20 protein-coding genes and 1 pseudogene are annotated in these 19,359 nt (G+C 71.4%); 9 read left to right on the forward strand and 12 right to left on the reverse strand.

Going from position 1 to position 19,359, the window contains the following annotated elements; genetic code table 11:
* Positions 1 to 493 precede the first annotated feature (493 nt).
* Together JOC24_RS33025 and JOC24_RS03060 are read left to right on the forward strand one after the other, a co-directional pair.
* Positions 494 to 907 (forward strand): annotated as a pseudogene (locus JOC24_RS33025) (hypothetical protein); the annotation flags it as partial.
* 41 nt (positions 908 to 948) lie between these two features.
* On the forward strand, positions 949 to 2,010 hold the full coding sequence (locus JOC24_RS03060; RefSeq protein WP_307792617.1) for a hypothetical protein: 1,062 nt from the start codon (positions 949 to 951) through the stop codon (positions 2,008 to 2,010).
* A gap of 21 nt (positions 2,011 to 2,031) precedes the next feature.
* On the opposite strand, the gene JOC24_RS03065 is transcribed toward JOC24_RS03060, so the two are convergent.
* Positions 2,032 to 2,742 carry a uridine kinase family protein gene (locus JOC24_RS03065; RefSeq protein ID WP_205018501.1) on the reverse strand — a complete coding sequence of 237 codons (711 nt, stop codon included), beginning with the start codon at positions 2,740 to 2,742 and terminating at the stop codon, positions 2,032 to 2,034.
* A gap of 63 nt (positions 2,743 to 2,805) precedes the next feature.
* Between JOC24_RS03065 and JOC24_RS03070 the strand changes: the two genes are divergently transcribed.
* Positions 2,806 to 3,231 carry a hypothetical protein gene (locus JOC24_RS03070; protein ID WP_205018502.1) on the forward strand — a complete coding sequence of 142 codons (426 nt, stop codon included), beginning with the start codon at positions 2,806 to 2,808 and terminating at the stop codon, positions 3,229 to 3,231.
* A gap of 66 nt (positions 3,232 to 3,297) precedes the next feature.
* Here the strand turns inward: JOC24_RS03070 and JOC24_RS03075 are convergent, their stop codons facing one another.
* Genes JOC24_RS03075 through deoC form a run of 3 tightly spaced genes read right to left on the reverse strand, consistent with a single transcriptional unit; the run spans position 3,298 to position 6,615 of the window.
* A complete protein-coding gene (locus tag JOC24_RS03075; protein ID WP_205018503.1) occupies positions 3,298 to 4,194 on the reverse strand; it encodes an aldehyde dehydrogenase family protein in 897 nt (298 codons plus the stop codon).
* Positions 4,187 to 5,623, reverse strand: coding sequence for an aldehyde dehydrogenase family protein (locus JOC24_RS03080; RefSeq protein ID WP_205018504.1), 1,437 nt, complete (start codon positions 5,621 to 5,623; stop codon positions 4,187 to 4,189). The genes JOC24_RS03075 and JOC24_RS03080 overlap by 8 nt, the downstream gene beginning before the upstream one ends.
* Before the next feature lie 5 nt (positions 5,624 to 5,628).
* On the reverse strand, positions 5,629 to 6,615 hold the full coding sequence (deoC, locus tag JOC24_RS03085) for a deoxyribose-phosphate aldolase (RefSeq protein WP_239579387.1): 987 nt from the start codon (positions 6,613 to 6,615) through the stop codon (positions 5,629 to 5,631).
* A 125-nt stretch (positions 6,616 to 6,740) separates the two neighbouring features.
* Between deoC and JOC24_RS03090 the strand changes: the two genes are divergently transcribed.
* The 3 genes from JOC24_RS03090 (at position 6,741) to JOC24_RS03100 (ending at position 8,656) form a co-directional block, all read left to right on the forward strand.
* Positions 6,741 to 7,385, forward strand: coding sequence for a PH domain-containing protein (locus tag JOC24_RS03090; RefSeq protein ID WP_205018505.1), 645 nt, complete (start codon positions 6,741 to 6,743; stop codon positions 7,383 to 7,385).
* Positions 7,386 to 7,417: 32 nt separating this feature from the next.
* Positions 7,418 to 7,711: a hypothetical protein gene (locus JOC24_RS03095; RefSeq protein ID WP_307792618.1), complete on the forward strand. Its 294-nt coding sequence runs from the start codon at positions 7,418 to 7,420 to the stop codon at positions 7,709 to 7,711.
* Between the two features lie 375 nt (positions 7,712 to 8,086).
* The gene (locus JOC24_RS03100) at positions 8,087 to 8,656 is read left to right on the forward strand and encodes an SMI1/KNR4 family protein (RefSeq protein WP_205018507.1); all 570 of its coding nucleotides are present in this window, start codon (positions 8,087 to 8,089) and stop codon (positions 8,654 to 8,656) included.
* Between the two features lie 302 nt (positions 8,657 to 8,958).
* Here JOC24_RS03100 and JOC24_RS03105 read toward each other — a convergent pair whose 3' ends face one another.
* From JOC24_RS03105 to JOC24_RS03115, 3 genes are all read right to left on the reverse strand, one after another.
* Positions 8,959 to 10,602, reverse strand: coding sequence for a phospho-sugar mutase (locus tag JOC24_RS03105; protein WP_205018508.1), 1,644 nt, complete (start codon positions 10,600 to 10,602; stop codon positions 8,959 to 8,961).
* Positions 10,603 to 10,804: 202 nt separating this feature from the next.
* The gene (locus JOC24_RS03110) at positions 10,805 to 11,629 is read right to left on the reverse strand and encodes a purine-nucleoside phosphorylase (protein WP_205018509.1); all 825 of its coding nucleotides are present in this window, start codon (positions 11,627 to 11,629) and stop codon (positions 10,805 to 10,807) included.
* Positions 11,630 to 11,732: 103 nt separating this feature from the next.
* On the reverse strand, positions 11,733 to 12,170 hold the full coding sequence (locus JOC24_RS03115) for a gamma-glutamylcyclotransferase (protein ID WP_031096722.1): 438 nt from the start codon (positions 12,168 to 12,170) through the stop codon (positions 11,733 to 11,735).
* Between the two features lie 252 nt (positions 12,171 to 12,422).
* Between JOC24_RS03115 and JOC24_RS03120 the strand changes: the two genes are divergently transcribed.
* Positions 12,423 to 13,862 (forward strand): NAD(P)H-quinone dehydrogenase, encoded by a 1,440-nt coding sequence (locus tag JOC24_RS03120; RefSeq protein WP_205018510.1) that lies wholly within the window; start codon positions 12,423 to 12,425, stop codon positions 13,860 to 13,862.
* 122 nt (positions 13,863 to 13,984) lie between these two features.
* The gene (locus tag JOC24_RS03125) at positions 13,985 to 14,953 is read left to right on the forward strand and encodes a DeoR/GlpR family DNA-binding transcription regulator (RefSeq protein WP_205018511.1); all 969 of its coding nucleotides are present in this window, start codon (positions 13,985 to 13,987) and stop codon (positions 14,951 to 14,953) included.
* A 44-nt stretch (positions 14,954 to 14,997) separates the two neighbouring features.
* Here the strand turns inward: JOC24_RS03125 and JOC24_RS03130 are convergent, their stop codons facing one another.
* Both JOC24_RS03130 and JOC24_RS03135 read right to left on the reverse strand, forming a co-directional pair.
* Positions 14,998 to 15,621, reverse strand: a complete 624-nt coding sequence (locus JOC24_RS03130) for a TetR/AcrR family transcriptional regulator (protein WP_205018512.1) — start codon at positions 15,619 to 15,621, stop codon at positions 14,998 to 15,000.
* 92 nt (positions 15,622 to 15,713) lie between these two features.
* Positions 15,714 to 17,468: an acetyl/propionyl/methylcrotonyl-CoA carboxylase subunit alpha gene (locus JOC24_RS03135; protein WP_205018513.1), complete on the reverse strand. Its 1,755-nt coding sequence runs from the start codon at positions 17,466 to 17,468 to the stop codon at positions 15,714 to 15,716.
* Between the two features lie 369 nt (positions 17,469 to 17,837).
* Here JOC24_RS03135 and JOC24_RS03140 point away from each other — a divergent pair, with 369 nt between their 5' ends.
* Positions 17,838 to 18,275, forward strand: coding sequence for a hypothetical protein (locus JOC24_RS03140; protein ID WP_205018756.1), 438 nt, complete (start codon positions 17,838 to 17,840; stop codon positions 18,273 to 18,275).
* 38 nt (positions 18,276 to 18,313) lie between these two features.
* On the opposite strand, the gene JOC24_RS03145 is transcribed toward JOC24_RS03140, so the two are convergent.
* From JOC24_RS03145 to JOC24_RS03150, 3 genes are all read right to left on the reverse strand, one after another.
* Positions 18,314 to 18,925 carry a nucleoside triphosphate pyrophosphatase gene (locus JOC24_RS03145; RefSeq protein ID WP_205018514.1) on the reverse strand — a complete coding sequence of 204 codons (612 nt, stop codon included), beginning with the start codon at positions 18,923 to 18,925 and terminating at the stop codon, positions 18,314 to 18,316.
* Between the two features lie 20 nt (positions 18,926 to 18,945).
* Positions 18,946 to 19,074: a morphogenic membrane protein MmpB gene (mmpB, locus tag JOC24_RS33760; RefSeq protein WP_275588306.1), complete on the reverse strand. Its 129-nt coding sequence runs from the start codon at positions 19,072 to 19,074 to the stop codon at positions 18,946 to 18,948.
* Positions 19,075 to 19,146: 72 nt separating this feature from the next.
* The gene (locus JOC24_RS03150) at positions 19,147 to 19,353 is read right to left on the reverse strand and encodes an acyl-CoA carboxylase epsilon subunit (RefSeq protein ID WP_031092852.1); all 207 of its coding nucleotides are present in this window, start codon (positions 19,351 to 19,353) and stop codon (positions 19,147 to 19,149) included.
* Positions 19,354 to 19,359 lie beyond the last annotated feature (6 nt).

Raw genomic sequence — 19,359 nt, forward strand, 5'->3', positions numbered from 1 at the left:
GGGGGCCGAGGGGACTCGGGGGAACAACGGGGGACAGGGTCCATCGCTTCGGGGGAGGCGCGGGCCACGGGGGGAACACAGCGGGGTCGTGCGGGCCGGGGGGTCCCGCACGGCCCCGTTCGCCGTGCGGGCACGTTCCGTTTGCTGTGCAGGTATGTCCTGCCGGCCATTGGGCGTGGCGGAAAAGACACTTGTCGGCCGGAGCGGATCACGTCAACTGTGGGCGTACTCATGGGGGGGCGAGTGAGCAGTCGATCAGGCGATCGGGCAACGACGTCCGCGGAGGGCGGTGCTTCGGCCCCGATGCAGCTCAACGAGTTCCCCACCGCCCGAGTACGGCCCCTTCGTACCCGGACAGGGGCCGAACGCCCCGGCCCAGGTCCCCGGGCAGCAGCTCCGCCCGCCCTCCTCGATCGACGGCTACTGACCGTTGCGGGGCGGAGAGCACCGACTCGGCGCGTTCATCAGACATGCCGCACAACGGGCGTAAGGGCTGCCCACCTATCACGAGATCAAGACCACGGACCTGGCCGCTCTGACCACCGCCGCTGACAAGTGGACCGGCATGGCGGGCGAGTTCAACAAGCGTGAGAAGGACATACGAGAAAGAGGTCCAGGGCATCACGTCGCAGCCGACCTGGATCGGCCGGAGCGCGGACGCCGCCAACGCGCAGTTCCGCGTCACGCTCAACGAGCACAGGCGGCCCAGACCCAGGCCAGGGGGATCGCCTCGCTGCTGCGGGACGCGCACACCCAGTTCACGGAGCTCAAGGGCAAACTGTAGACGCTGCGGACCGATGCCCTGAAGGCTGGCATGAAGGTGTCGGACGGTGGGAGGGTCGCCTTCGACACGACGAGCCTGAGCGCCGGTGCGCGGCGAGGCGAAGCAGAGTTACATCACCGGCCGTGAAGAAGCGTATTCGGCCCTGCGAACCAGGACGTGAGCAAGTGAGCACAGCAGCGGGCCGTACGAGGCCGGCGTGGAAGGTCTGGGCCGTCGTGGCCGTGTCGGTCGTGGTGGTCGCGGGGCTGCTGCACGCCTGGCGCAACACCAACGTGCTGACGGAGGACCGGCTCTGCGGGGGACTGGTCTCCGCGGAGCAGGCGGACGCGGTGCTTCCGGAGTCCGGCCGTCTCGACGCCGAAGGGGCCGGTCTCGACGAGGACCTGACGGATACGGTGTGCCGGGTCGGGAAGTCGTCCGTCGTGCTCGGCTCGGGGGAGGGGGAGCTGACGGTCCGGGTCTGGGCGGAGCAAGGCGACAGGCTCCTCGATGTGGACCGGTCCCCGGAGCTGTCGGAGACGTCGTTCTTCGCCGGAAAGGCGACCGGCGGGGTCGACGGTTACACGGGGTGGGCCCTGTTGCCCGAGGAGTGCTGGGACACCCAGCCCGTGATCGTCAGAGTCAGCTCCACCAGGCCGGTTTCCGACCGCACGGCGTTCGCCACGCTGACCACCGACACCGCACGAGCCGTCGCGGCCGGGGCGAAGTGCGGCGACTTCCCTGAGAAGCCCGGAACGCTCCTGGAACCGCGCTCCGAGGCGGCCCGCCCGGTTTCGGAGGGGCAGGTGTGCGGCCTTGACGGCTTCTCGGTCAGGAGCCAGGTGCCGAGGGGCACCGAGGTGCTCGAAGCGGGTCAGAAGGCGCCCGCGGACCTGTGGTCCTGCAAGCTGACGCTGGACGACGACTCGCGCGGGCCCGTCCGGACGGACGGCTTCATGACGTACACGGCCTCGCGGGCCCCCCTGCTCATCGCCGCCGTGCAGAAGGCACCGGACGTGAGCAAGGGCAGGGCACCGGACGGCCGGGAGGCCGACGTGGTCAAGGCGCAGGCGATGGTGCTGCCCTGTGCTGAGGGAGGATCCCTCTATGTGGCGTCCCGGTCCGGGATGCAGTTCATGGAGTCACGTAACCGTGGCGCGGAGCTCCCGGCCCGGGACGCGTACTTCGAATCCTTCGTGCAGTCCGCGGTCAGGACCTTCGACTGCGCCGCCCCCACCACAGGTTGAGTGGGCGCGGGGCGCCCGTTCCTACTCCGGAACCGGCGCCCCCACCGTCGCCCGTCGGCAGCGCCCCGCCGCCGCGGCCGCCAGCCGGCCCAGCGCCTCCTGCTTGCCGCAGGGATACGCGCCCAGCGCCGTGTGGCGGGCCACGATGCCCCGCTCGGCCCGCATCAGCCGCCATCCGCGCCGGAGCAGGAAGGGCACCGACTTCCGGCCCTCCCGCAGGTCCCTCGCCAGCCGGCGCCGGAACGTCGTGGACGGCCGGCCGCGCAGGCACAGCGCGTCCGCGAGCAGGCCCAGCTCCTGGCAGCGCTCCACGATGTCCGCGGCGAAGATGCCCTCGGCGATGAAGAGGGGCGTGCGTTCGATGTCGAGCGACTCGCGGCCGGTCCGGGAGCTCGTGGCGATGTCGTACAGGGGGACGGACGTACGGCCCGTCCGGCACAGCTCCGCTATGGCCGCGACAGCCCCGTCCGCGTCCCAGGACAGGACGGAGTCCCAGTCGATGTCCGCGCTGCCGGTGACCAGAGGCAGTGTCGGATCGTTTCTCTCCTTGTAGAAGTCGTCCAGGCGCAGCACCGGGAGACCGCTGCGAGCCGCGAGGGAGGACTTGCCGGAGCCGGACGGACCGGCGAGCAGCACGACGCGCGTGGGGATCGGTTGGGAACTCACAGAACAGAAGTGTGAGGCATTGACCCGCGTAGGGGACCCCCGGGAGGTCCTGTTGGTATCGAGCATCACACCTCAACTACTCTGCGCGCACGGATGATTACCCGACACGTCCCGATCAGGTGGGAAAACATGGCACGTCATGCACTGTCCAAGCCCCGGAAGAGCGCTCTGCTGCGCGCCGGTCTGACCCTCACCGCGCTGGGCGCGGCCCTCGGTGCGGGAGGTACGGCGGCCCAGGCCGCGCCGCTGCCGGCTCCGCCCGCGACCGGCTCGGACACCGCGGACAGCACCCTGGGGGCGGTCGGCGAAGCCGCGGCGCCCGCGCTGACCAGCGCGCTCGGCTACGGGCTCGCCGGGGCGGTCAAGCCCGTCACCGACCTCCAGCTCGACCCGCTGGCCGGGACGGGTGTGGACCCCCTGGACAACGCGGTGGGCACCCAGGTCGCCGACTTCAAGCCCGTGACCACCGCAGTGGTCACCGACCCGCTGACCAGCGGTGCCGCGCTCGGCGATCTGCCCGTCGTCGGAGAGGCGACCGGTCTGGTCACCGGCTGATCCCGCCCCGGGCACGCGTGTGGGGCCGCCCGGCAGGCGGCCCCACGGCGTGTCGGTGGTCAGTCGTCAGTACGAGGAGCCGGAGGCTCCCAGGGCGCCCGTCGGGTGCCAGACCGTCTTGGTCTCCAGGAAAGCCGTCAGGCGCCGGGTGCCGGGGCCGGCGGACCAGTCGCCCGTGTCCACAGCCTGTGGACGGAGGGTGCGCTTCAGGTTGTCCGCCGCCGCGACCTCCAGTTCCTTCGCGAGGCCCGCGTCGGCCCCCGTGAGGTCGATCGCGTTGACGTCCTGGTGCGACGCCAGGGGCGCGGCCAGCTCGGCCGTCTTCCCCGACAGGATGTTCACCACGCCGCCCGGCAGGTCCGACGTGGCCAGCACCTCGCCCAGGGAGAGCGCCGGCAGCGGGGCGTCGGCCGAGGCGATGACGACCGCGGTGTTGCCCGTGGCGATCACCGGGGCGATCACGGACACCAGGCCCAGGAACGAGGACTCCTGCGGGGCCAGTACCGCGACGACACCCGTCGGCTCCGGGGTGGACAGGTTGAAGAACGGCCCCGCGACAGGGTTCGCCCCGCCCACGACCTGGCCGATCTTGTCCGTCCACCCCGCGTACCAGACCCAGCGGTCGACCGCCGCGTCGACGACCGCCGCCGCCTCGGACTTCGACAGCCCCTCGGCGTCCGCCACCTCGCGCGCGAACTGCTCCCGGCGGCCCTCCAGCATCTCGGCGACGCGGTACAGGATCTGGCCGCGGTTGTACGCGGTCGCTCCCGACCAGCCGCCGAACGCCTTGCGCGCGGCCACGACCGCGTCACGTGCGTCCTTGCGGGAGGACTGCGGCGCGTGTCCCAGCCACTTGCCCTTGGAGTCGGTCACCTCGTACACCCGGCCGCTCTCGGAGCGGGGGAACTTGCCCCCGACGTACAGCTTGTAGGTCTTGAAGACGCGTCGTCGCCCGTCAGACATCGAGGTAGGCCTCCAGACCGTGACGGCCGCCCTCGCGGCCGAAGCCCGACTCCTTGTATCCGCCGAACGGCGAGGTCGGGTCGAATTTGTTGAACGTGTTGGCCCACACCACGCCGGCGCGGAGCCTGTTCGCCACCGCGAGGATGCGGGAGCCCTTCTCCGTCCAGATGCCGGCCGAGAGGCCGTACTGGGTGTTGTTGGCCTTGGCGACGGCCTCGTCCGGCGTACGGAAGGTCAGCACCGACAGCACCGGGCCGAAGATCTCGTCGCGGGCGACCGTGTGCGCCTGGGTGACACCGGTGAAGAGGGTCGGTGCGAACCAGTATCCGGAGGACGGCAGTTCACACGGTGCGGACCACCGCTCGGCGCCCTCCGCCTCACCGGTCTCGACGAGCGAGCTGATCCTGGCCAGCTGCTCCGCGGAGTTGATCGCGCCGATGTCGGTGTTCTTGTCCAGCGGATCGCCGAGCCGCAGTGTGGACAGCCTGCGCTTGAGCGCGTGCAGCACCTCGTCGTGGACGGACTCCTGTACGAGGAGCCGGGAGCCCGCGCAGCAGACCTGGCCCTGGTTGAAGAAGATCCCGGTGACGATGCCCTCGACGGCCTGGTCGACCGGCGCGTCGTCGAAGACGATGTTGGCGCCCTTGCCGCCCAGTTCGAGCGTGGCCTTCTTGTCCGTACCGGCGATCTGCCGGGCGATGGCCTTGCCGACTGCGGTGGAGCCGGTGAAGGCGACCTTGTTCACGTCGGGGTGCGAGACGAGCGCCTCGCCCGCGTCGCCGTACCCGGTCAGGATGTTGACGACGCCCCTGGGCAGGCCGGCCTGGCGGCAGACGTCGGCGAAGAACAGGGCGGACAGCGGAGTCGTCTCCGCCGGCTTCAGGACCACGGTGTTACCGGTGGCGAGCGCGGGGGCGATCTTCCAGGCCAGCATCAGCAGCGGGAAGTTCCACGGGATGATCTGGCCCGCGACACCCAGCGGACGCGGATTCGCCCCGTACCCCGCGTGGTCCAGCTTGTCCGCCCAGCCCGCGTAGTAGAAGAAGTGCGCGGCGACCAGCGGGAGGTCCGCGTCGCGGGTCTCCCTGATCGGCTTACCGTTGTCCAGGGTCTCCAGGACGGCCAGCTCGCGCGAGCGCTCCTGGATGATCCTGGCGATCCGGAAGAGGTACTTGGCGCGCTCGGAGCCGGGCAGCGCCGACCACTTCTCGAACGCCCTACGGGCCGCCTTCACGGCCCGGTCCACGTCCTCGGTGCCCGCGCGCGCGACCTCGGAGAGCACCTCCTCGGTCGAGGGGCTCACCGTCTTGAAGACCTTGCCGTCGGCGGCCTCGGTGAACTCGCCGTCGATGAACAGGCCGTACGAGGGCGCGATGTCGACGACGGAGCGGGACTCCGGAGCCGGTGCGTAGTCGAATGCAGATGCCATGGGGATCAGTCCACCGTCACGTAATCGGGGCCGGAGTAACGGCCGGTGCTGAGCTTCTGGCGCTGCATCAACAGGTCGTTCAGCAGGCTGGAGGCGCCGAAGCGGAACCAGTGGTTGTCCAGCCAGTCCTCGCCCGCCGTCTCGTTCACCAGCACGAGGAACTTGACCGCGTCCTTGGAGGTGCGGATGCCGCCGGCGGGCTTCACGCCGATCTGCACACCGGTCTGCTCCCGGAAGTCGCGTACGGCCTCCAGCATCAGCAGGGTGTTCGCGGGCGTCGCGTTCGTGCCGACCTTGCCGGTCGAGGTCTTGATGAAGTCCGCGCCGGCCAGCATCCCGAGCCAGGAGGCCCGCCGGATGTTGTCGTACGTGGACAGCTCGCCGGTCTCGAAGATCACCTTGAGCCGTGCGGAGCCGCACTCGGCCTTCACGGCGACGATCTCCTCGTACACCTTGAGATAGCGGCCGGAGAGGAAGGCCCCGCGGTCGATCACCATGTCGATCTCGTCGGCCCCGGCCGCCACGGCGTCACGGACGTCCGCGAGCTTGACGTCCAGCGCGGCGCGTCCGGCGGGGAAGGCCGTCGCGACGGACGCCACCTTCACCCCGGAACCGGCCAGTGCGGCGACGGCGGTGGCCGCCATGTCGGGGTAGACGCAGACCGCGGCGGTGCGCGGGCTGGTGCGGTCGGTCGGGTCGGGGTTGACCGCCTTGGCGGCCAGAGCCCGGACCTTGCCCGGGGTGTCCGCGCCTTCCAGCGTCGTCAGGTCGATCATCGAGATGGCGAGATCGATGGCGTACGCCTTGGCAGTCGTCTTGATCGATCGGGTGCCGAGGGAGGCGGCGCGCGCTTCGAGACCGACGGCGTCGACGCCGGGCAGCCCGTGCAGGAAGCGGCGCAGCGAACTGTCGGACGCCGTCACGTCGGCGATGGGGGTCGTCCCGCCCTGCTCCGCAGCTGAGAGCTCGGGGGAAGGTGCAGTCGTGGGCATGGTCACCACCTGAGCATATCTACGCGCGTAGCGACCTGTACAGGGCCCTCCCCCTTTTCGGGCCTTCCGCACCCCGGCGAGGCCGGGCCCGCACCCCCTGTGCCGCTTCAGGCAGAATCAGGACCATGACGAGCCCCACACCTCCCTCCGAGCCCACCTACGCCGACCGGACCTACCGGTCGGGCGCCGGGCTGGTCAGTGGCGCACTGCTGCTCCTGCTGCTGGTCTGGCTCGGCGTCGACGCGGTTGTCCGGGGCTCGGGGTGGACGCCGTGGCTGGCTCTCGCCGTGATGCTGACGGCGATCCCGCTGATCGTGGCGTTCACGCTGCGGCCCGCCGTGTTCGCCGACGCGGAGCGGATCCGGATCCGCAACCCGCTCCGCACGATCGTGCTGCCCTGGTCGGACGTCGCGGCCGTGCGTGCCAAGTACTCGACCGAGATCCACACCCACAGCGGCACGAAGTACCAGCTGTGGGCTGTCCCCGTCTCGCTGCGCGAGCGCAAGCGCGCGGCCAGGACGGCAGGCCGTCCGGCCCCCGGCGACCCGCGCGGCCGGACGTCCGTGCACACCGACGTCAGTGACTCCCAGGCCCGTATGGCCTCGGCGGACCAGACCGTGGGTGACCTCCGCGAACTCGCGGAGCACGCAGCCGCCGGCCCCGAGAAGGCCACCGCCACGACCACCGCGTCGGTGCGCTGGGCCTACGAACTGATCGCCCCGGCCGCCGCCGGCGCGGTGCTGCTCGTGGTGCTGCTCGCGATCCGCTGATGGACCGGCCGGGCGGGGGGACGGCGGGGGCCGTGCCGGACGACAGGGGCTGCCTGCGCCTCGTTCTGGGCGTACCACTGGTGATCCTGCACCTGCTGGCGGGGTACTGCTGCTACGGGGCGTTGACGATCCGTCCTGCGGGCCCCTGGGACGAAGGCGCCCTGATGGGTATCGAACTGGCCTGCCTGCTGACCGTCGTGCTCAGCGCCGCCGCCCTGCTGATCACCACCGCGTCCTCGGTGCGCCGCGTGATGGCGCCCTGGTGGTTCGTCCCGCCGGCGGTCATGACACTGGTGGCCGTCGTCCGCTGGGTGCTGTTGGACTGAGCGCAACGCACCGTTGTGTCCCCCTGGGCATCGGTCCGCCGAGTCCTGGACGCAGCCGGCTCCCCGGCGTGGATGAGCCGGCGGAGTCGAACTCGCCCTTCCGCGCGCCGTCCGGCGGCCGCGTCCGTGCGGAGTGAGTGGGCGGTCACTCTGCCGAGCGGCCGGCCCCGGACTTCGGGCCGTGAGGTGCCAGGTGGTCGTGGGGCAGGGGCCCGCTCGGAGTAGCATCTCGGCGAGGTTTTCCGGTCGGCGCCCCGCGACGTGACTCTTGTGCACCCACACTTCGGGATCCCGGCGTCCGGTATCGACGCTTCGAACGGTCGCTCCCGTGACGGCGCGCTCGTACGGGGCATCCGGCCAGGGAGGGCAGGGGGAATGAGTGTGGTGGAGAGCTGGTCCCGCGTGATGGATCTTCTTCGGCAGCACGCCCCGGCCGAGCACGCGGATCTGCCTGGGCCCGCTACGGAACAGATGCTCGCGGCCGCCGAGGAACGGATGGGCATCCCCCTCCCCCAGGACCTGCGGGCATGGCTGCTGCGGAACAGCCTGGATCTCCCCGAGGAGGATGTGGACGACGATGTGGCGTGTTGCGGCTTCGCCGGGTTCCCGGATGAGGGCAGCTTCTTCCTGGGCGTACGGGCGGTGGAGAAGCTGTACGCCAACCGTTCCATGCCCGGTGGATTCGACCCTCCGGATCAGCCGGACAATCCGTTCTGGCGCAATGAGTGGATCCCGTTCCTGTCGGACCAGGACGGCTGGTCGGGAAAGTTCATCGACATGCGGGACGGGCGCATCGGCAGGTGGTTCGTGGGTGACATCACGATCACGGGTGAGTACGAATCACTGGCTCACTATTTCGACTCCGTGGCGGAGACGCTGACGAAGATCGCCGATGGAAACCATCCGGTCTGTGAGATCGCCGAAGGGCGACTCGTCTGGTCGTGAGGCGAAGTGCGCCTCGGTTGTTCCCGCGGGCACTCGTCTTCGGGCGTGCGCGGCAGGGGTGCGCGTGCCGGAAAGGGCGGGCGTGCCGGTCGGGTCGGGACGTCGAGGGAGCCGTTCGACGTCCCGACCCGACAACACAGGAGCCCTGTCCCGCCTCACTCGACCCGCCGCACGCCCCGGTCGAGCGGGTGGCGACGCTCATCGTCACCCGTGGGCCGGCAGCCGGTGCGAACTCCCGCCGCACCGGGGTGCGTTCGTCTGCCTCCGCCGTCGTGGCACCCTCGCCGCACCGGCACGCGGCGTCAGATCCCCGCTGCCGCCGCCAGGTCGCGCTTGATGCCCGCCAGGAGTTCCGCGCCCTTCGCCCGGGCCCCGGGCAGTTCCTCCGCCGAACCGACCGGGACCACGGCCTCCAGGTAGCACTTGAGCTTCGGCTCGGTGCCGCTCGGGCGGACGATGACCCGGGCGCCCGTCAGGTGGTAGCGCAGGCCGTCTGTGGGGGGCAGGGACTCCGTGCCCCGGGACAGGTCCTCGGCCGAGGTGACCGGAAGGCCCGCCAGGGTCGTCGGGGGAGTCTCGCGCAGGCGCCGCATGGCGTCGGCGATGACCGTCAGATCCTCCACCCGGACCGACAGCTGGGCCGTGGCGTGCAGACCGTGGTCCAGCGCGAGGTCGTCGAGCAGGTCCAGCAGGGTGCGGTTCTTCTCCTTGAGCACGGAGGCGAGTTCGGCGATCAGCAGGGCGGCCGTGATGCCGTCCTTGTCGCGGACGCCTTCCGGGTCCACGCAGTAGCCCAGCGCCTCCTCGTAGCCGTACCGCAGGCCGTCGACGCGGGCGATCCACTTGAAGCCCGTCAGCGTCTCCTCGTAGCCGAGGCCCGCCTTCTCGGCGATGCGGCCCAGCAGCGACGAGGACACGATCGACTCGGCGAACACGCCCGTCACGCCCCGGTCCACCAGATGGGCGGCGAGCAGTGCGCCGACCTCGTCGCCGCTCAGCATCCGCCAGCCGCCCCCGGCCGAGGGGTCGGGCACGGCGACGGCGCAGCGGTCGGCGTCCGGGTCGTTAGCGATGACGAGGTCCGGCGCGGCCCGGCGCGCGGTCGCGAACGCGAGGTCCATGGCCCCGGGCTCCTCCGGGTTGGGGAAGGCGACGGTGGGGAACGCCGGGTCCGGCTCCGCCTGTTCGGCCACCAGTACGGGCTCGGGGAAGCCCGCCCGGGCGAAGGCGGCCGTCAGTACGGACGTGCCGACACCGTGCATGGCGGTGTGGACGGTGCGCGCGGTACGGGGTGAGGCCGGGTCGAGGACGGCGTCCGTACGGGCGAGGTAGGCGTTCAGGACCTCGTCGCCGAGGATCTCCCAGCCCGACTCGGGGCGGGGTACGCCGTCGAGCGGGCCGACCGCCGCGATCCCGGCGGCGATCTCCACGTCGGCGGGGGAGACGATCTGCGAGCCGTCGCCGAGGTAGACCTTGTAGCCGTTGTCACGCGGCGGGTTGTGGCTGGCCGTGACCTCCACGCCGGCGACCGCCCCGAGGTGCCGTACGGCGTACGCGAGGACGGGCGTGGGCAGCGGGCGGGGGAGTACGGCCGCGCGCAGGCCGGCTCCGGTCATCACCGCGGCGGTGTCGCGGGCGAAGTCGGCCGACTTGTAGCGCGCGTCGTAGCCGATGACGACGAGCCCGTCCGCGCTGCCCCGTGCCTTAAGGTACGCGGCCAGCCCGGCGGCGGCGCGGATCACGACGGAGCGGTTCATGCGCATCGGCCCGGCACCGATCTCACCGCGCAGGCCCGCCGTGCCGAACTGCAGCGTGCCGGCGAAACGGTCCTCCAGCGCGGCGAGGTCCCCGGCGTCGATGAGTCCGGCGAGCTCCGCGCGGGTCTCGGGGTCCGGGTCCTCGGCGAGCCAGGTCCTGGCCCGCGTGATGAGGTCGTCCTGCTGCACGGTGTCCGCCTTTCTGCGGTGCGGTTGTGTGGGGGGCGGGGATTGCGTGGTGCGGGGGCGGGGTGGCTGCGCGGGGCTGTTCCCCACCCGCCCCTTCCCGAAACCGGGGCTCCGCCCCGGACCCCCGCGCCTCGGACGCCGGCGGGGCCGCATGCGCGCGGCCGACGCCCCGAGCGCGTCGGCGGGAGGTGGGTGAACCGGCTCAGATCCGGTCCAGCACCCGCGCCAGCAGCGCGCCCATGCGGGTCGCCGAGTCGCGGCCGGCCTGCAGGACCTCCTCGTGGTTGAGGGGTTCGCCGCTCAGGCCGGCGGCGAGGTTCGTGACCAGGGAGATGCCCAGCACCTCCGCGCCCGCCTCGCGCGCCGCGATGGCCTCCAGGACCGTGGACATGCCGACCAGGTCGCCGCCCATGACGCGGACCATGTTGATCTCGGCCGGAGTCTCGTAGTGCGGGCCGGGGAACTGCACGTAGACGCCCTCTTCGAGCGTCTCGTCGATCTCCTTGCACAGCGCGCGCAGTCGTGGCGAGTACAGGTCGGTCAGGTCGACGAAGTTGGCGCCGATGATCGGCGACACCGCCGTGAGGTTGATGTGGTCGCTGATGAGGACCGGCTGGCCGGGGCGCATGCCCTTGCGCAGCCCGCCGCAGCCGTTGGTCAGGACGACGGTCCCGCAGCCCGCCGCGACGGCCGTGCGCACACCGTGGGCGACGGCGGCGACGCCGCGGCCCTCGTAGTGGTGCGTGCGGCCCAGGAAGACCAGGACGCGCTTCCCGCCGATGCCGTACGAGCGGATCGTGCCGCCGTGCCCCTCCACCGCGGGGGCCGGGAACCCCGGCAGCGCGGTGACCGGGAACTCGGCCTCCGGGATGCCGAGCGCATCGCCGGCGGGGGCCCACCCGGAGCCCATCACGAGGGCGACGTCGTGGGTCTCGACGCCGGTCAGCTCGCGCAGGCGGGCAGCGGCGTCGGCGGCGGCGGCGAGGGGGTCGCCCTGGATGTGGTCCGGAATAACAGATGCGTTCACGCGGATGAGGGTAACCGCTGATTCCCTACGCGCGTAGATGTGTCTGCGCAGAGAGTGGCCGATCGTCTTCGTACGTTCGTACAGAAGCGGGTCGGGACCGGGGTCAGCAGGGGTGCTTGCGGAGGTTCATCACGTAGTCGTGCGGTGCGCCCGCGGACTCGGCGGCGTCCGCCACCTCACCCAGATAGCGTGCCGAGGGCAGTCCGCCCTCGTAACCGTTGAGGACGTACATCCAGGCCGGCTCCTCGCCGTCCAGGGTGTGCACGCGCACCCGCATCCGCCGGTAGATGTCGAGGCCGACACCCTCCCAGCGGTCCATGGAGTCCTCGTCCATCGGGGCCAGGTCGTACAGCGCCACGAAGACCTGCGAACGCGGGGCCTCCACCACCGTGGCGAGTGCGCCCTCCCAGCCCATCTGCTCCCCGCCGAACGTCAGCCGCCAGCCGTTGAGCCAGCCCGTGCTGCGCAGCGGGGAGTGCGGTGCGCGGCGCGTCATCAGCCGCGCGTCGAGGTTGCCGGCGTACGCGGCGTAGAGCGACATGGGGTCGAGGGTACGGGAGGTGGCGGGGGGTGTGCCGGATCCGGCGGCGAAGACCCCCGGTCGTGGGGGGTCCGGGGGGAGCCGGAGACCGTGCCCGGGCCGACCCCGTTCCCGTATGGAGGGCCCCGGGGCGAAGCAGCTTGGCGCGTGCGGGACAATGAATTACGTACTGCATACGCCGGGGCGATCCCCCGGACCCCCGGCCGGGGCGGCAGACGGCCGTGGGATGACACCACGCGAGGCGGACATTTCGTGACCCGGATCGTGATCATCGGCGGCGGCCCCGGCGGCTACGAGGCGGCACTGGTCGGCGCCCAGCTCGGCGCGGAGGTGACCGTCGTCGACTGCGACGGTCTCGGCGGCGCGTCCGTCCTCACCGACTGCGTGCCCTCCAAGACCCTGATCGCGACGGCCGAGGTGATGACCACCTTCGATTCCTCCTACGAGGAACTCGGCATCATCGTCGCCGACGACACCCCGCACGTGGAGCAGGCCGCCCGGGTGGTCGGCGTCGATCTGGGCAAGGTCAACCGACGGGTCAAGCGCCTCGCGCTCGCCCAGTCCCACGACATCACCGCATCCGTCACCCGCGCGGGCGCCAGGGTCATGCGTGGCCGCGGCCGGCTCGACGGCCTCCAGGCCGCCGACGGGTCCCGCCAGGTCGTGGTGACCGCCGCCGACGGGACCGAGGAGCGGCTCACCGCCGACGCGGTGCTGATCGCGACCGGCGGCCACCCCCGGGAGATCCCGGACGCCCTGCCCGACGGCGAGCGCATCCTGAACTGGACCCAGGTGTACGACCTCGACGAGCTCCCGGAGGAGCTCATCGTCGTCGGTTCGGGCGTCACCGGAGCCGAGTTCGCCGGCGCCTACCAGGCGCTCGGCTCGCGTGTGACGCTCGTCTCCTCCCGTGACCGGGTGCTCCCGGGCGAGGACCCGGACGCCGCCGCCGTCCTGGAGGACGTCTTCCGGCGTCGCGGCATGAACGTCATGGCCCGCTCCCGCGCCCAGTCCGCCAAGCGCGTCGGCGACCGCGTCGAGGTCACGCTGGCCGACGGCCGCGTCATCTCCGGCACCCACTGCCTGATGGCGGTCGGCGCGATCCCCAACACCGCAGGCATGGGGCTGGAGGAGTCCGGGGTGCTGCTCAAGGAGTCCGGGCACATCCGGACCGACCGGGTCTCCCGTACCAGCGCCCCCGGCGTCTACGCGGCCGGTGACGTCACCGGGATCTTCGCCCTGGCCTCGGTCGCGGCGATGCAGGGCCGGATCGCGATGTACCACTTCCTCGGGGACGCGGTGACACCGCTGAACCTCAAGACGGTCTCCGCGAACGTCTTCACCGACCCGGAGATCGCCACCGTCGGTTACAGCCAGGCCGATGTCGACTCCGGCAAGATCGACGCCCGTGTCGTGAAGCTGCCGTTGCTGCGCAACCCGCGCGCCAAGATGCAGGGCATCCGGGACGGCTTCGTCAAGATCTTCTGCCGGCCCGGCACCGGCATCGTGGTCGGCGGGTGCGTCGTCGCGCCGAGGGCCAGTGAGCTGATCCACCCGATCTCGCTCGCCGTCGACAACAACCTGACGGTGGAGCAGATCGCCAACGCGTTCACCGTGTATCCGTCCCTGTCCGGCTCGATCGCCGAGGTGGCCCGGCAGTTGCACACCCGTAAGAGCACGGGCGAGGCGTAGCACGAACTGCTCCTGCCGACGGCGGGGCCCCTATACCACCAGGGGGTCCCGCCTGAGTACAACTTCTCTTATTCGGCGCAAACTGCTGAAAAGCAACCCGCGGCCACGTTACTGTCAGTTTCGTGTTCGCTGCAGAACGTCGTCAATTGATCCTCGAAATGGTGCGCGCCAACGGGGCGGTATCGCTCCGTGAGCTCGCCCGCGTCGTCCAGACCTCCGAAGTGACCGTACGGCGGGACGTGCGGGCACTGGAGGCAGAAGGACTCCTCGACCGCCGGCACGGCGGTGCGGTCTTGCCGGGCGGTTTTACGCGGGAGTCCGGCTTTCCGCAGAAATCCCATCTCTCCACCGCGGAGAAGACGGCCATCGCCGACCTGGCCGCCGGACTGGTCGGCGAGGGCGAGGCCATCGTGGTCGGCGCCGGTACGACCACGCAGGAGCTGGCCCGCCGGCTCGCGAGGGTGCCCGGTCTGACCGTGGTCACCAACTCCCTGCTGGTCGCCCAGGCGTTGGCCCATGCCAACCGGGTGGAAGTGGTGATGACGGGCGGCACCCTGCGCGGGAGCAACTACGCGCTCGTCGGCAGCGGTGCCGAACAGTCCCTCCACGGGCTGCGGGTGAGCCGGGCCTTCATCTCCGGGAGCGGTCTGACCGCGGAGCGCGGGCTGTCCACGTCCAACATGCTCTCGGCGAGCGTGGACCGGGCCCTGGTGCAGGCCGCGGCCGAGGTGGTGGTGCTGGCCGACCACACCAAGCTCGGTTCCGACACCATGTTCCAGACGGTGCCCACGGAGCTGATCACCCGTCTGGTGACGGACGAGCCACCGGTCCACGACGAGCGTGCGGCCACGGAGCTGCAGGCACTGGCCGACCAGGGCGTGGAGATCACGGTGGCGGGGCCCGGCGCGGAGTCCGCGGCCGGCGACCCCATGCCGCCGGGGCGGCAACAGCGACCGGACATGCCGTTGCCAGGTCAGCGGCGCACCCAGGGCGGCCACGGTGCTCCGGGAGGGCTCGGGCCACAGCTGCGGAACGCGGCAGCGCTCGCGGAGGGGCCGGTGGGCCGGGTCGCTGACATGCGGCGCCGGTAGGCAGGGCGCGGGGCGCCGTACCGCGCCCTCAGCCGAAGCCGTCCTCAGCCGCCGGGCGGGGGCGACGGTTGCGGGCCGTCGGTCCGGTCGGCCTTCAGGCCGCGGAGCGTCAGACGCAGCAGACGGTCGGCCAGAGCCGGATCCGCCGGTGTCCGCTCCGCGGCGAGCGCGATCGCGTTCGTCAGCTGCAGCAGGTCGTCGATCGACACGTCGGCCCGCACCGAGCCACTCGACTGGGCCCGCGCGAGCAGTTGCGCGCCCGCCTGACGCAGCGGCACGTGGCAGGACGTCAGGGCCGATGTCTCGTCCCCGGAAGCCGACATGAGCGCCTGGGCCAGCCCGCGGTATTCACCCGCGTGGGTGATGATCGCGCCCAGCCACTCCACCAGTGCGGTGCACGGCTGACCGGCGTGCGCCAGTTCGCGGGAGCGGTCGAGCAGAGCGCTCAACGCCTCCTGGAACACCGCGTTCATGAGGGCCTGACGGTTCGGGAAATGCCGGTAGAGCGTGCCGATGCCGACGCCCGCCTTCCGGGCGATGTCCTCCAGAGACGCGTCCGTGCCCTGGGCGGCGAAGGACGTACGCGCCTCACTCAGCAGCCGGTCGTGGTTGCGGCGCGCGTCGGCGCGCATCGGCCTGGCCGGTGTCGGTGCCGTGCTCATCGCCATCGCCCTGTCCTCCTGGTGTCCGCTCCGCGTCCCAAGGATGCCACTGGGGGCCCGGCAGCTGCCGGGCCCCCAGTGACGGGAAGAGCGGGTGCTCAGTCCTTGATCTCGCAGATCGTGGCGCCGGACGACACCGACGTGCCGACCTCCGCCGCGAGGCCCTTCACCGTGCCCGCGCGGTGGGCGTTGAGGGGCTGCTCCATCTTCATGGCCTCGAGGACGACGATCAGGTCGCCCTCCTTGACCTCCTGGCCCTCTTCGACGGCGATCTTCACGATCGTGCCCTGCATCGGGGAGGCGAGGGTGTCACCGGAGGCGGCGGACCCGGCCTTCTTGGCCGCACGCCGCTTGGGCTTCGCGCCGGCCGCGAGACCGGTGCGCGCCAGGCTCATGCCGAGCGAGGAGGGCAGGGAGACCTCGAGGCGCTTGCCGCCGACCTCGACGACGACGGTCTCGCGCCCGGACTCCTCGTCGGCGTCCTGGTCCGCGGGGACCGCGAACGGCGTGATCTCGTTGACGAACTCCGTCTCGATCCACCGGGTGTGGACCCGGAAGGGGTCCGAGGTGAACGCCGGGTCGGCCACCACCGCACGGTGGAAGGGGATGGCGGTTGCCATGCCCTCGACGGTGAACTCGGCCAGCGCACGCCCGGCACGCTGCAGCGCCTGCTCGCGGGTCGCGCCGGTCACGATCAGCTTGGCCAGCAGCGAGTCCCACGCCGGGCCGATCACGCTGCCGCTCTCCACGCCGGCGTCCAGGCGGACACCCGGACCGGCGGGCGGGGCGAACAGGGTGACGGTGCCTGGAGCCGGCAGGAAGCCGCGGCCCGGGTCCTCGCCGTTGATCCGGAACTCGAAGGAGTGCCCGCGCACGGCCGGGTCGCCGTAGCCGAGCTCCTCGCCGTCGGCGATACGGAACATCTCGCGCACGAGGTCGAGGCCGGTGACCTCCTCGGTGACCGGGTGCTCGACCTGCAGACGGGTGTTGACCTCCAGGAAGGAGATCGTGCCGTCCACACCGACGAGGAACTCGACGGTTCCGGCACCGACGTAGCCGGCTTCCTTCAGGATCGCCTTCGACGCCGCGTACAGCTCCGCGTTCTGCGCCTCGGACAGGAAGGGCGCGGGAGCCTCCTCGACCAGCTTCTGGTGGCGGCGCTGCAGCGAGCAGTCACGGGTGGACACCACGACGACGTTGCCGTGCGTGTCGGCCAGGCACTGCGTCTCCACGTGCCGCGGCTTGTCGAGGTAGCGCTCGACGAAGCACTCGCCCCGGCCGAAGGCCGCGACGGCCTCGCGCACCGCCGAGTCGTACAGCTCCGGGATCTCCTCCAGCGTGCGGGCCACCTTCAGCCCGCGCCCGCCACCGCCGAACGCCGCCTTGATCGCGATCGGCAGGCCGTTCTTCTCCGCGAACTCCACGACCTCGGAGGAACCGCTCACCGGGTCCGGCGTGCCGGCCACCAGCGGGGCTCCCGCGCGCTGCGCGATGTGGCGGGCCGCGACCTTGTCGCCCAGGTCCCGGATCGCCTGCGGCGGCGGCCCGATCCATGTCAGACCCGCGTCCAGCACCGCCTGGGCGAACTCCGCGTTCTCCGACAGGAAGCCGTAACCGGGGTGGATCGCGTCCGCCCCCGAATCCTTCGCGGCCTGGAGCACCTTGGCCATGTCCAGATAACTGGCGGCCGGGGTGTCACCGCCCAGAGCGAACGCCTCGTCGGCCGCGCGCACATGCAGAGCATCCCGGTCCGGATCGGCGTAGACGGCTACGCTCCCGATTCCGGCATCCCGGCAAGCCCGAGCAACGCGGACAGCGATTTCGCCACGATTGGCGATGAGCACCTTGCGCACGATGACTCCCTCCTTGAGAACAAGCTGAGTTTAGGGACTACCGACACGGCCGTACGACCCGTCCCCAATAGTGAACTTGCCCACACGGAGTGTGATCCGAGGCTTGCTCGAGTCGCGAAATCCCTTGTCGCACCACGGTACGCCGGGTTCCTGAACGGCACAGTAGCCACGAAGTGTGGCCCAAGTCTCTGTCCGGACGGTCAACGGCGCGCGGCGTTTCTTTGTGGACTCCCTACGAACGGTCGAGGGAATCTTTGCCTCGGCCACGGGGCGGCGCACACTGTGCGCATCCTCTTGTCCGAAGCATTACCGATTAGTAGGGTCCGCGCTGTACCGGACGTACTACAGGTAACAGGGGGTGGCGCAGTGGTGCGCAGACCAGTGGCCTTCGTGACCGCGATCGTTCTGTTCGCGGAAGCCGTGGGCATCGTGCTCGTCAACGGCGTCCTCGCGACGGTCGCGGACAACCAGAGCATGTCCCTGGCCGGAATGGACCCGGACGCCATGGTCACCGGTACGTGGGTGATGGGCGGTGTCTCCGGGGTCCTGCTCGTGGTCTGCGGGCTGATACCGCTGCTCGCCGGGATACGCGACCGGGCCCCGGGCCGCTTCGGCCGGATCACCCTCATCGTGTGCGCCGTCGTCCACGGCGTGCTGGGCGCCCTGGCGGTGGGTCTGATCGGCTGGGCGGCCTTCGCGTTCCTGATGGTCGTCCTGGCGCTGATCGTGCTGACCCTGGTGGCGTACGAGCGGCCCGCCCCGGTGGCCGGGAAGGCCGGCAGCGAAGGGGCTCCGGCGCCGGTGTGACGCCGGGGACGGGCGGACCCGCCCCGCGCCGAACCGGGTCAGACCCACAAGTCGGTCACGGAGAAGCCCAGTTCGCCCAGCAGCCGGCGCAGCAGCGGCAGCGAGAGTCCGATCACGTTGCCGTGGCTGCCCTCGATCGCCTCGACGAAGGGGGCCGAGCGGCCGTCCAGGGTGAACGCTCCGGCGACATGGAGCGGCTCACCCGAAGCGACGTAGGCCGCCACCTCGGCGTCCGTCGGCTCGCCGAACCTGACGACGGTGGACTCGGTCGCCGACGCCGTACGGCCCGTGGCGGTGTCGATGACGCTGTGTCCCGTCTGCAGGATGCCCGACCGGCCGCGCATGGACTTCCAGCGGGCGATGGCCTCCTCGCTGTCGGCGGGCTTGCCGAGCGCCTCGCCGTCCAGCTCCAGCACGGAGTCGCAGCCGATGACGAGCGCGCCCGCGGCCTCGGGGCGGGCGGCCACCGCGGCGGCCTTCGCCTCGGCCAGGACGAGCGCCAGCTCCCCCGGGGTCGGAGCGGTGAGCGCGTGCTCGTCCACACCGCTGACGATCACCTCGGGGGCGAAACCCGCCTGGCGCAGGAGACCGAGACGGGCGGGGGACGCGGAGGCGAGCACGAGACGGCGCTGATCAGTCATACCCGCCATCGTAGGCGCGGCCGGTCACCTCAACGGGTGCCCAGGACGAACATCGCCACGACCATGGCCAGTGCCAGCACCAGCCCCGCGCGGCGCAGCATGTCCTGGGCGTCGCGCAGTTCCTTCGGCGGCTTGTTCTCGGGATCGGACCACAGCATGGTTTTGATGGTGCTCCGGAGAGGGCTGCGGCGCCTGAGTACGCGTACTCAAGCGCCGCCCGGCGGCCTCCCTCAGGACGGCCAGTACGTCCGTGCCCACGAGCGGGGACCCGGCCGCAGGGCGCCCCGGCGGGCGATCCGGCCCGGGTCCGACCACTGCTCGGGCGGCAGCGGAGCACCTGACGGCTCCGCGGCCACCGCCGCCGCGCGCGCCCGGACCACGGCGAGGGCCGCGGCGAGCTCCTCCGGGGTCGGATTGCCCCGTACGACCTTGATCATGGTGGC

It is taken from the genome of Streptomyces sp. HB132, assembly GCF_016909575.1.
Taxonomy (GTDB): domain Bacteria; phylum Actinomycetota; class Actinomycetes; order Streptomycetales; family Streptomycetaceae; genus Streptomyces.